At 56.7% G+C, this 13,401-nt stretch carries 5 protein-coding genes and 1 pseudogene; 5 read left to right on the forward strand and 1 reads right to left on the reverse strand.

Annotation, left to right across the window (positions count from 1 at the left end; translation table 11 throughout):
• Positions 1-252: 252 nt before the first annotated feature.
• The 5 genes and pseudogenes from NW211_RS10510 to NW211_RS14185 all read left to right on the forward strand — a co-directional run bounded on the left by NW211_RS10510 (position 253) and on the right by NW211_RS14185 (position 11,836).
• Complete coding sequence (locus tag NW211_RS10510; RefSeq protein ID WP_258327810.1) at positions 253-2,472, forward strand: beta-N-acetylhexosaminidase; 2,220 nt, start codon at positions 253-255, stop codon at positions 2,470-2,472.
• Positions 2,473-2,654: 182 nt separating this feature from the next.
• The gene (locus NW211_RS10515; protein WP_258327811.1) at positions 2,655-8,327 is read left to right on the forward strand and encodes a TIR domain-containing protein; all 5,673 of its coding nucleotides are present in this window, start codon (positions 2,655-2,657) and stop codon (positions 8,325-8,327) included.
• A 526-nt stretch (positions 8,328-8,853) separates the two neighbouring features.
• Complete coding sequence (locus NW211_RS10520; RefSeq protein ID WP_258327812.1) at positions 8,854-9,531, forward strand: carboxypeptidase-like regulatory domain-containing protein; 678 nt, start codon at positions 8,854-8,856, stop codon at positions 9,529-9,531.
• A gap of 429 nt (positions 9,532-9,960) precedes the next feature.
• A pseudogene (locus tag NW211_RS10525) lies at positions 9,961-11,400 on the forward strand (TonB-dependent receptor domain-containing protein); the annotation flags it as partial.
• A 250-nt stretch (positions 11,401-11,650) separates the two neighbouring features.
• Positions 11,651-11,836, forward strand: coding sequence for a T9SS type A sorting domain-containing protein (locus NW211_RS14185; protein WP_367182367.1), 186 nt, complete (start codon positions 11,651-11,653; stop codon positions 11,834-11,836).
• Between the two features lie 201 nt (positions 11,837-12,037).
• Here the strand turns inward: NW211_RS14185 and NW211_RS10530 are convergent, their stop codons facing one another.
• Positions 12,038-13,399, reverse strand: coding sequence for a TIGR00341 family protein (locus NW211_RS10530; RefSeq protein ID WP_087409486.1), 1,362 nt, complete (start codon positions 13,397-13,399; stop codon positions 12,038-12,040).
• Between the last annotated feature and the right edge of the window lie 2 nt (positions 13,400-13,401).

The following is a 13,401-nucleotide window of genomic DNA, read 5'->3' on the forward strand; positions in this document are numbered from 1 at the left end:
CCCCTAAGTTGTAGCGAGACAAACATATACGCTCACAAAGTTAAGCGTTCGTTTGATATATGCAATAGCCATTTTTCCCAGATAATGCGTGGGGAATAAAAATATTTACGTATCTTTACTTGTTCAGAAAGCCCCGCAAGAAAGAATACAAACGTAAATCCATAAGAAACAACAAGTTAATATCATCTGAAAAACATTCTACACGATACCGTTATCTCCCGATTTTTCAAATTTAAAAACCATAAAGTGCTTATGAAACATGACATCATTCTACGAGGGAAACGACTGGTAGCCCTGCTGGTAACCATTTGTTCCCTCTCAACGGCCTGGGCCGGCGAACTCAACCTGATACCCAAACCGCTCCGGGTCGAAGAGGGCGAAGGCCACTTCGTGCTCACCGCCAAAGCGACCATCGGCTACGATGCCGCGCTCGAGGAGCAGGCCGAATATCTGCAACAGCTGCTCGGTCAGTCGACCGGCTGGGACCTGACGCTGAAACCCGAGGCCCGCAAGGCGACCATCCGCCTCGAACTGAAACCGGGCGAGGTGGGTCACCCCGAAGGGTACCGCCTGACCGTGACCCCCAAGAGCATCACCGTGACGGGCGAAGACCGCGGGGGTGTCTTCTACGGCATACAGACGTTGCTGCAGCTCTTCCCAACCGAGGTGTACAGCGACCGTCGCCAGCACGATGTCGTGTGGTCGGCTCCGGCCGTGACGGTATACGATGCCCCCAACCGTCCGTGGCGGGGCATGATGCTCGACGTGGCCCGCTACTTCTACCACAAGGAGTTTGTAAAGAAGTATATCGACATGATGGCCATGTACAAGCTCAACAAACTGCAGCTGCACCTCATCGACGACTCGGGTTGGCGCCTCGAAATCAAGAAGTATCCCCGCCTCACCGAGGTGGGAGCCTGGGCCGGTACCGATGCCAAGCGTCTGGGCGGATACTATACCCAGGAAGATATCAAGGAGCTGATTGCCTACGCCCAGGTGCGCAATGTCGAGATTATCCCCGAGATTGAGTTCCCGGCCCATATCCTGTCGGCCATCGTGGCCTACCCCTGGCTCAGTTGCACCGGCCTGCAACACGAGGTGCCCACGCAACACTTCATCAGCAAAGATCTGCTGTGTGTGGGCAAAGAGAGCTCTATCCAGTTCCTGCGCGATATTCTGGACGAGACGGTGGCTCTCTTCCCCAGCGCCTACATCAACATCGGCGGCGACGAGGCCAACTATGTGCGGTGGGAATCGTGTCCCCACTGCCAGGCAATCATCCAGCGAGAAGGATTGAAAAAGGCCTCGGACCTGCAAGGCTATCTGACCAATGTCGTGGCCGAGATGATGAAAGAGAAGAACCGCACCGTCGTAGGGTGGGAAGAGATTCTGCTCCGGGGCGAGGTAAAAACGCCTGTCGTAGGGGTGTTCTGGCACAATGTGGCCGACACCATCGAGGCGACCAAGACCGGACACAAGGCCATACTCTCACCGGCCACGCACATGTATTTCGACTTCCCCGAGAGCTCGACTCCCGGCGAGGTGAAAGCGGCTACCTGGATGCCCCCGATTTCGGTCGAGAAGTGCTACGGCATGGAGGTCAACGACTACTCCCCCGAGTCGACCGTACTCGGTGTGCAAGGCTGCTTCTGGAGCGACCAGTTCATCCACGGAACCGTGCTGCAAGAGATTGATTGCCTCGACGAGAACCGGTCGGAAAACTATGCCGAGTACCTCACCTTCCCCCGTCTGCTCGCCCTCTCCGAGGTAGCCTGGACCCCGCAAGCCGCCCGCAACTACCCCGACTTCAGCTACCGCCTGGCCACTCACTTTGCACGGCTCGATGCCAAGGGGTGCCACTACCGCGTACCCGAACCTCATATCGAGAAGATGGAGACGGTCGATAACGGAGCCCTGCGATTCACCCTGACTCCGGCCATCGACCAGGCTGTCATACGCTACACCACCGACGGTTCCTATCCCACGGTACACTCGCCCATCTACACCGGCCCGGTAACGGTAGCCGACAAGAGCGACTTCCACGCCATCACCGTAGTGACCGACACCCACTACTCGCTGCCCATCTACTTTGCCCCCGACTACTCAGCCTACAAGCCGTACGGCGAGTTCACCGCCGAATGGAAACCCCTCATCGTCCAGACCCAAAAGGCCCCGTGGAGATTCGAGTGCACGGGCAAGATTGCCGGGAACGGCGACTACGTCATCACCTTCATTCCTACCAAGGGCGAAAACTCGCTGCAACTGGGCGGACTGAAACTCTACAAACGTGACGAACTGCTGGCCGAGGTAGCCCAATCGTCGACCTCCGACTCGAACGATGGTACCACCGCATACCGTTTCTCGGTCGACGCGTTCGAGGCCGGTACCCCCTTCTTCATCGAAGTCGAAGCCTGGGGCGAAGGCGGCAACGACACCTCGGGACTGGTATTTATCCGCAAAGAGGCCCAATAAGCTCCTCCATAAATTCTACACAAAAGGCTGCCCGCAGGCAGCCTTTTGTGTTATAGAACATAATGCCATCCCGACGGTCTGGAGCCGAAAAGAATTATCTTTGTTACGATAGATATCATAATCACACACCCTCTCTATTTATAACAATCGAATAATACAACAACAGATAAATCTTACATGCCATGGCTAAAGCTCGCATTTTCATCAGTTATGCCCACGAAGACAAGGAGTGGGTTCTCGAAGGTCCCGGTAATATTCACCTCATTCCCCGCATCAGACGCCACACCAGCCCCGACGCCGAAATATGGTTCGACGAAGGTTTGGTCATCGGCGAAAAGTGGGACGAAGAGATTCACAGCCACATCGTCCAGGCGCACATCTCCATTCTGCTCATCAGCGAGAGCTTCGTCTCGTCGGACTATATCGTCAACAAGGAACTGGTATGGATACGGGAGCAGGTCGAGCAGAACGACATGAAAATCGTGCCTCTGCTCATCGGCAACATCACCGAGAAGTCAAAGCGCATCATCGACTGGATTTACCAGCGGCAGATTCACCCCTCGGAGACGCAGCCCCTGTGCAACTACCTCAACGACAAGGCCCAGTGGGACCACATGATTACGAGCATCCTCAACATCATCGACTCGAAGATAGACCAGGCACTCGAGGCACAACTGCTCAGCGAGCGTCAGCCCGAGCCCCAACCAGCTCCGCTCCGGACCGAATTTCGCCCTACCAGTGCTGCGGCCGAAGGGGGTGAAGGAAAGAGCCCCAACAAGGTGGCAGCCACCGGCAGCGGAGTCAGCCCGGCCATCTACCAGGAGGCCGTGAAGCTCTACCGCAACCACAAATACAAAGAGGCCTCGGAGATGCTGTTGAAGCTGGCCGTCGCCAACAACATCGAGGCTCAGCATCTGCTCTGCGACATCCTCTGCAACAAGGTGCGGGGCTACCAGTTGTGGCCCGAAATTCTGGATACCTTCCTTCCCTATGCCGAAGAGGGCATGGATTTCGCCCAGGTCATCGTGGGGAGGGTCTACTATCGGGGCAGCCTGAAAGGGCGCGACTACGGGAAGGCCTACGAATGGTTCCAGAAAGCGGCCGAGAAAGGCAACTCCTACGCCCAATACCTGCTGGGCAACATGTACGAAAACGGCATCCATGTCGAGCAAAACTACGACACGGCCCTCTCCTACTACAAAAATGCCGCCGCCCAGAACAACATCATGGCCCTGGGCGAGATTGCCTACATGAAGGAAAACGGCTACGGCCTGCCCATAAACCGGGAAGAGGCCGAAAAGACATATCGCCAACTGGCCGAAGAGCGCGACGACGAGTGGTCGATGATCAAGCTCTCCTACCTCGAGATGGAACGGGGCAACTCGGACAAACGACTCGAGTGGATACAGCGCGCCCTCGACAAGGAGTATATCGACGCCTACTTCGAACTGGGCCTTCTCTATCAGTTCGACGAGAAATACCAGGACCTCGAGAAGGCACAACAAGCCTACTACCGTGCCGCGCAGATGGGGAACCCCGACGGCATGAACGGGTTGGCCCTCATCTACTACAACATGCCCGACAACAAAGGCAATTCCCAGGCATTCCGCTGGTTCACCAAGTCGGCCGACCTGGGCGACAGCCTCGGGCTCTACTACCTGGCCACCATGTACGAAGGGGGCTTCGGCACCCCGGTCAACAAGCCGAAGGCCTGGAGCCTCTATCTGGCCTCGGCCGAGCAGCGCTTCTCGCCCGCCTACCTCAAGATAGCCCAACTCATTGAGAGCGGAGAGGCCCCCGCCTCCTTCGCCGGCCGCGAGCTCGAGTTCTACATCAAAGCTGCCAAGCGCAACGACATCGATGCCATCCACGAGGTCATCCGCCACATCCAGGACGACCCCGACCGCCTGAGCGAACTCTTCGACTGGTGCAAGCGGGGCGCCCAACTCAACGACGGCATCTGCCTCTGCAAACTGGGCGAGCTCTACTTCTACGGCCGCGGCACCGAGATGGACGAATTCAAGGCGATGGACTACTTCCGCAAGGCCGAGGCCCTGCAAATCCCCGACGCCTACTACTTCCTGGGTTTGGCCTACTACGAGGCCAAGGGGGTAGTCAGCCCCAACCTGCAGAAGGCCGAGGAGTATTTCCAGAAAGCGGCCGAGGCTGGATATGTCGACGCCATCAAGGCCATTGCCGAACTCTACATGCAGTCGGGACAGGAAAACGGATACGAAAAGGCCATCGCCTATCTGACCCATATCGCCGAGGGCGAACATGCCGACATTGCCTACGAGGGACTCATGCGCATTGCCGTCGAGAAGATGACACCCCAGGACTATGCCGCCCCCCAGGCCAGCGAACTCTACCAGAAGGCCCTGAAGTTCGAGCAGGCCGGCCGACAGGCAGGCATGACCCAGAGCCTCAGCCACGAGTTTCTGCAACGTGGCATCGACCTGTGCGACATCGAACGGTACACCGAGGCCATCGCCCCGCTGCTGCAAGCGGCTCAGATGGGTGAAGCCGAGGCGGCCAACCGCTTGGGCGACATCTACTTCTACGGCACCGGGGTCGAGGTCGACTACGAACAGGCCTACTACTGGTTCTCCAATGCCGCCCAAAGCAACAACGCCTACGCCCAATACTCCCTCGCTTTCATGTACATGAAGGGGCTCTTTGTCGAGCAGGACCATGCTCAAGTCATCAAATACATGAAACTCGCCGCCGAAAACGGCTACACCGAGGCCCAGAAAAACATGGGCGAATACCATTACTACGGCTCTTTCGGCTGTCGTCGCGACATGAAGGAGGCCATCAAATGGTACGAGATGGGCGCCCGCAACAACGAACCTACCTGCCTCTTCACCCTCGGCCTCATCTACGAAGAGGGCGACGGCGTGCAGAAAAACATACTCAAAGCCACCGAATGGTACCAGCGGGGAGCTAACGCCGGTATCCCCTCGTGCCTTTACCGGCTGGGCATGCTCATGATTGAGAAAGAGGTTGCCGGTGAGACCGAAAAGGGTTTCAGTCTCATACAACAGGCCGCCGAGGCCGGATACTCCTACGCCCAGAACTACATGGGCAAAGCCTACCGCTTCGGCTGGAATGTCAAGGTAAACCCCGTGAGGGCCACCAACTGGTTTACCAAGGCGGCCGAGCAGAATCTGCCCGACGCCATGTGCAACCTGGGCGACATGTACTCGGCCGAAGACGGGCTCACCGTCGACTACGAAAAGGCGCTCTACTGGTATGGAAAAGCGGCCGAGGCCAACCACTACCGGGCCCTGACCGAGCTGGGCGACCTCTACTATGCCGGCAAGGGGGTAGAACGAGACTTCGCCAAAGCGCTGGAATATTACCTGAAGGCCTGCGACGAGGGCTATCCCTACGCCTTCTACTCGGTAGGATTCATGTACCTGCGCGGCCAGGGGACCGCCCCCAACCGCGAAAAGGCGATGGAATACCTGAGCCAGGCGGCCGCCATGGGCAACGAGAGCGCCTTCCAGCTGCTCAACCAGATGGAGGCCGACCAAGCCTCGCCCGACGAAGAGCAAGGGGTAGACCCCTTTGCCAAACAGGCCTACCTCGACGCCCGTCAGGCGCTCGAGGCGAAAGAGACCGAACGGTATGTCAATCTGCTCACCCAGGCGGCCAACCTGGGGTACATCCAGGCCATGAACGACCTGGGCGACCTCTACTTCAACGGCGAGTCGGTACCCGCCGACATGGCCAAGGCCTACGACTACTTTGCAAAAGCCTCGCAAAAGGGGTCGGGCTACGGTTCGTACAGTTGCGGGTTCATGCTCCTGCGCGGAGCCGACGAGGTGCCCCGCGACATCGACAAGGGGCTGGCCATGCTCCGTCTGGCCGTTGAGCAAGGCTACACGGCCGCCAACCGCGACCTGGCCCGATACTACGACATGCTCGATACCGAGGAGGGGGCCCGGCAGGCTCTCGACTACTACCAGCAATACATCGAAGAGTATCCCAAAGATGCCAGTGCTCTGATTCACATCGGGCTCATTTACGAGACCGGGCTGGGGGTTCCCTGCGACATCGAACTGGCCAAGAAGTACTACGAACGCGCCGCCGAATACGACGAAACGGGACAGGCCAACAACTTCCTGGGAGGTATCTACATGAATGCCGAGGAGAACGACGAAAACGAGCGGATGGCAGTCTACTACCTGCAAAAGGCTATCGAGCAGGGCGACTCCAACGCCATGCGACGCTTCTGTTACTACCTGCACAACGGACGCGGCGGCCTGCAGCCCGACAGCCAACGCGAGGTCGCACTCCTCACCGAAGCCTCCCGACGGGGCAACCACCAGGCCTCTTTCCAACTGGGTCTCCTCTTCGAAGGGGGTATCGAAGGGATAGAGCCCAACCCCGAAGCGGCTATCCGATACTACCAGCTGGCGGCCGACAACGGTGTAGAGGCGGCCATCAACAAGATAGGCGAGCTCTACCTCTTCGGCGAGATTGTCCCCGCCAACATCTCCAAAGCCATCGCCTGCTTCTCGACGGCCTCGGACAAGGGATACGGCAAGTCCTCCTACTGGCTGGGGCGCCTCCACACCGACGGCATCGGGCAACTCGAAAAGGATACCCGCAAGGCAATCGAATACTACCAGAAGGCAATCGCGCAAGGCTTCGAGAATGCCCGGGAGTGGCTCGAACAGCTGCAACAGAACCTGGTCGACGAGAACACCAGCGAGGTCGAGATTCCCGACAAGAGCGACGACGAACTGTTCAACGAGGCCAAGGAGGCTCTCGACAAGGCTCAGTTCAAGACGGCCTTCGCCTACTTCTCGCACCTGGCGGAAAAGGGTCACGCCGAGTCGTTCAACCAACTGGGCGACATGTATTTCTACGGCCGGGGCGTCGCTGCCGACGAGACGAAGGCGCTCGAACTGTACAAACAGGCAGCCGAGCGCGACAGCGTCTACGGCTACTTCAACCTGGGGTTCCTCTACTGGAACGGTCCCAACGAAATACATGACCCCCAACTGGCACTGCAATACCTGAAAAAAGCGGCCCAACGGGGATACACCTACGCCCTGGGCTTCATCGGCGACATCTACCGCAACGGCCCCGACGAGATTCGCGACTATGCCGAGGCCAAACGTTACTACCAGAAGGGTATCGATGCCGACGAGATAAACGCCATCAAAGGCATGGCCTCGCTCTACATGATGGGACAAGGCGTTCCCCAGAACAACGCCATGGCCGCCTTCTACCTGCGAAAGGCTGCCGACAAGGGCAACGCCTGGGCCATGTACCACCTGGGGCGCATCTACTACTTTGGCGAAGGCGTAGCCCGCAACATGAAGGTGGCCCTCGACTATCTGCAAAAGGCCTACGATGCCAACTACCCCGAGGCCTGCTGCCTGTTGGGGCTGCTCTACGAACAAGGTACCGCAACGGCCCAGAATATCGAGTTGGCCAACAAGATGTACCTCAGAGGGTGCGAACTGGGCGACTCGGGCTCGATGCGCTACCTGGCACTCAACTACCTCGAGGGCAAAGGTCTGCCCAAAGATTACAAACGGGCCTGCTCCTACCTGGCAAAGGCCGTCGAGCACGGAAACATGTCGGCCCGCATCGACCTGGCCCGAATGTTTTTCTACGGACAAGGCACGCAACAAGACCCGGAGAAAGCCTACGACCTGCTGGAACCCTGCCTGAACGAGAAGTATGGCCGGGCCTATCAGGTACTGGGCGAAGCTTTTGAATACGGACTGGGAGTCGAGCAGAATTACCCGCAGGCCAAAAAACTGTATCAACAGGCGCTCGAACTGGGATACGAAGATGCCCAACAGGCACTCGACCGCCTCGACAAATACTGTTGAGCACAATAATCCCATTCGGGGAAAGTGCACGGTTCCCTCTTGAAACAAAGACCTCGCTACTTTCAAATTGAAACCAAACTTCCTCGAATCGTCCAATAGAGAGTCGTAACAAGCCCGCAAATGCGGAACCTGTTACGGCTCTTTCGATTTATCACTTGCAAACTGTCAATCAACACTTTCCCCCTTTCCTACTCAAGGGCCATACCGGCTCTACCCGCCTGTATCAACAGGTATGCGAGAAATCCAATTTTATGTTAATAATCGCAAACCCAAATATTAACAGTAAATTTTTGTAAAATAGTTTTAACCTGTATAATTTGTTGTCGAATTATACCTTACGAGAGTTATGTACCTATTCTAATTATTTGAAAAACAAGATATAAAGAGGAATCTAATCATATAAAAATCTAATAAATGTTCTATGGTATTTAAACTGAAAATGACAGGAGCAAACTGTGTGTTGCTTTGTGCCGCTTTATTTTCTTCCAGCCTGACAGCTTATGCAACCGAAAAGAGCGCGGATTCCATGGCCGATTCATCGGCTTCGGGAGTCGTGCAAGGAAAGATTGCTGTCTCTGGAACCGTCAAGGATAAGAATGGCGAGCCGTTAATCGGCGTAAGTGTAGTGGAAAAGGGAACGACCAATGGCATGATTACCGACTTGGACGGAAACTTCGGTCTGTCGGTTTCGAGTCCCGAAGCCGTACTCGAATTCAGCTACGTCGGCTACAACCCCGTGAGTGTGAAGGTAGGCGACCGTACCTTCTTTGCCATCGAGATGGGCGAAAGCACCCAGAATCTCGACGAGGTCGTGGTAACGGCTCTCGGTATCAAACGTGAAAAGAAGATGTTGGGCTATGCCGTGCAAGACATCAAGGCCGACAAACTGAACACGACCGGCGACCCCTCGGTCATCGGAGCCTTGAGCGGCAAGGTGGCCGGTCTGCAAATGAACACGGCCGGCACCGGTTTGAGCGGTTCGACCAAGATTACCCTGCGCGGTAACTCGTCGTTGACCGACAACAACCAGCCGCTGTGGGTTGTCGACGGTGTACCCTTCAGCGACAACAGCAGCTCCGACGCTTCGCTCTTCGGCGGTGTCGACCGGGGAGGCTCGGCTGTCGACATCAACCCCGAAGACATCGAGTCGATCTCGGTACTGAAGGGCCCGAATGCAGCCGCCCTCTACGGTTCACGAGCCTGAAACGGTGTCATCCTCATCACCACGAAACGCGGTGTCAAGGAGAAAGGATTCGGCGTCACCTACTCGGGCAACTTCACCTGAACCAGCGTAGCCTCTTCGCTCGAGCAGCAGACCACCTACGGACAAGGTAAAGGCGGCGTATTCGACCCGAACGTATTCGAGAGTTTCGGCGCCCCGCTCGACGGCCACACCTATACCGGCTGGCTGGGTCAGGAGCTGCAGTACAAGGACTACGGCAACAAGTTCGACCAATATTTCAACACCGGCTTTACCCAGACCCACAACGTAGCCGTCGGCAAGGCCGAAGAGAACTACAACTACCGGGCCTCGTTCGGCAGCACCGAGAGCCAGGGCCTCTTCGACGGCGAGAGGTTGAGCAAAATCAACATCGACCTCAAGGCCGGCATGAAGATGAACAAATACCTGAGCATGGACTCGAAAATCTCGCTGAGCCGCACCAAGGCCACCGACCGTCCCCAATACGGTAAGGGCGGCGAGGTATACCAACTGCTCTACATTCCCCGCAACATCCCGTTGAACGACCTGAAGACCTTCCGCAGCGACACCCAGCGTCACATCTACTACGTGAACCCCACGTTGCAAGAGCTGAACCCCTACTACATCAACTACCAGTACAGCAACATGGACGAGCGTTGGCGCGCCTTCGGTTACTACACGGTCAAGATCGGCTTCACCCCCTGGCTCTATGCCACGGGCAAGTACTCCTTCGACTACTACGATACCAGCATCGAAGAGCAGAACCGCACCAACGGTATCGACGACCAGAGCAAAGAGTCGTACAAGTCGATGGAACAACGCTACTACGAGCACAACATCGAGGGTATGATTTTGGGACACAACACCTTTGCCGAGCGCTTCCGCCTGGGATACTCGCTGGGTGGAAACATCATGTACCAGCGCACCAGCGGCCTGACGGGCTACTCCGAGAACATGGCCAAGGAGGGCATCTGGTACCACAACTCGGCCCTGGGCAAGAACACCGCCGAACAGACCTTCACCGAGCGTGAAACCCGGTCGGTATTCGGTACCCTGCAATTTGCCTGGGACGAATGGATTGCCCTCGACCTCACGGCCCGTAACGACTGGTCGTCGACCCTGCCCAAGAACAACTGCTCCTACTTCTACCCCTCGGCCAACCTCAGCTGGGTATTCAGCGACATGATGCGCCGCTACGACATGGGACTCCCCTCGTGGATTACCTTCGGTAAACTGCGTCTGTCGGCCGCCCAGGTAGGTAAGGACACCGACCCCTATGTGCTCTACAACTACCTCACCTACACCCAGGGGGTAAACGGGCCCGAAATCAGCTACCCGAAAATCAAGGCCAACCCCGACCTGAAACCCGAGATTTCGTCGGCCTACGAAGCCGGTCTCGACATGAAGTTCTTCAACAACCGGCTCGGGTTCGACTTCACCTACTACCGCAGCCTCACCAAAAACCAGATCATGACCGTGCCCATGGCCGGCGAGGGTATCATCGTTCCGCCGTCGGCCCCCGTCATCGACGCCTGCCACATGAACGGTGTGAAGATTCTGGGTAACGTGTTCTTCCCGCCCCAAGCATACAGCGGCGACCCGGAATGGGTAGAACAGATGCTGACCAAAGAGGGCAACACCTACCCCTATGCCGAGAAGATGTACGAGATTGCCAAATACTACGGCTTCGACGGCTGGTTCATCAACGAAGAGACCTACGCCTCTACGGCCAGCGACTGGGTAGAGTGGATCAAATACTTCTACCAATGTGCCGAAGCCGACGGGAACCACGACATGTATATCCAATGGTACGACGCCAGCATGTACGTCAACAATGCCCTGGACATCATGATGGCCAACCCCAACACCTCGTTCTTTGCCAACTACGGTTCGGCCGGTAAAGTAACCATCGAGCAACACCGCAGCCGCGGGTACCGACGTGTCGTACAACCTGCCCGAAGCCCGCGACGCCAAGGCTGTAGCCTTTACCATCGGCCTCGGATTATGGATGACTACCCCGATTGCCGAACTCGAAGTCTATGGCAAGGATGGAACGGCTATCGACGAGATTACGGTAAGCCGCGTACTGGTAGCTCCCAACCCCGTCAACCAGGGCCAAAAGATGGCCGTAGCTGCCGACCAGGCCGAAAGCATCGAAATCTATTCGATGCAGGGTGCTTTGGTGAAAGCCGAACGGGCCGAAGAGACCATCACCTTCGTCTCGACCGACGACCTGACGCCGGGCATCTACTTCATGGTTGTCAAGGGTGCCGACTACACCGAGACCGTGAAAGTGATCGTGAAGTAATCCCCAAACACACCGCGCAGCCCCTCGGGGTTGCACGGCCCATTACATAGAGAGAACCCTAAAAGTCCTGAGAGACTTTTAGGGTTCTCTGCTTTTATACAAGGGTTTGACAGGTACGAGAGGAAATAACTCGGGACCCAAGGTACAGGCGATTGCCAAGCCTCAACGATAGCCATGCGCTACGCGGCACGGCTATCCGGCTCAATGCTCCAGAACGAGCTGTACCTTTTTGGCTCCCAACCGGGCCTGCAACCACTCCTGAAACTGCTTCTGCTCGGTGGCCGAGAAGGCTCGCGAGTAGCGCACGACGGCCAGCGTGGTGGTATCGCGCACATCGGTCTCGATGCTGCTGAAGATGGTTTTCGAGATGGCAATATCGGTGACGTTGGGGAAAAGCACCTTAATCTCGGGAGCCACCGAAATACCCACCGAGTCGTATTGCTGGTAATGCGAGGTCACATTTTCCAGCGAGTCAATCACCTGCTGCTGGCGGGTTATCTGCTCCTGGTTGTGCAGATAAATATCCTTGAACATCGTACTGCTGAGCGTCGTCATGTCCATCGAGTTGGAGCCGTATCCCTGACGAACCTCTAGCACGGCGCCTCCCAAACCATACTGCGGCAACCGCGCCTGGGCCACGGCGATGGAATCCTGCGGTATCTCGGCCCCCACCAGCGACACCCGTATGATGCGCTTGCCATGCTCTATCTCGGCACTCTTGCTCAACACCTGGGTATCGGGGTAGTTGAAGTTCTGCGAGACAAACCGTGCGGCGGCGACCTCGAAAAAGTTCTCCTTCACCATGTTGTAGGTGAGGTAGATGCTGGGGGCCATCGTGAGGATAAGAATCGTATAGACAATGCGCTCGACCTTTTTGCGGCGCTCGTCATCGACAAACTCCTTCTTTGAATACTTCATCAGCTTCACCCCCAGCGTGGTGGCAAAGGCAATGAACACCGAGTTGATGAAAAAGAGGTAGAAGGCCCCGAAGAAATAGTAGAAGTTGCCCGTGGCCAACCCGAATCCGGCCGTACACAGGGGCGGCATCAATGCCGTGGCAATGGCCACACCGGGCAGCACGTTGCCCTTCTGCTTCGACGACATGGCCACGATGCCGGCCAACCCGCCGAAGAAGGCGATGAGCACGTCGTAGATGGTGGGCGAAGTACGGGCCAGCAGCTCGCTGCGGGCTTCGTTCAGGGGCGAAATCCAGAAGTAGACGGTCGAGGTAATCACACTGAAGAGTGTGGCCACCGCCAGGTTGCGGAACGACCGCTTGATGAGTTCGTAGTCGTTGATGCCCAACCCCAGACCTATACCCATAATGGGGCCCATGAGGGGCGAAATCAACATGGCGCCGATGATGACCGCCGCCGAGTTGGTGTTCAACCCCAGCGAGGCGATAAATATGGCAAAAACCAGAATGAGGATGGTCGAGCCCTTGAACTCTACCCCGGCCCGGATAGCCTCTACCGAGGCGGCTTCGTCCTCTCGATCTTGGCTCATGTCGAGGTAGTGGGTCAAAAATCGTTTGACCGAATCGATAAAATTGGAAAATGTCATAG

The sequence above is a fragment of the Barnesiella sp. ET7 genome, assembly GCF_024733785.1.
Classification (GTDB): domain Bacteria; phylum Bacteroidota; class Bacteroidia; order Bacteroidales; family Barnesiellaceae; genus Barnesiella; species Barnesiella merdigallinarum.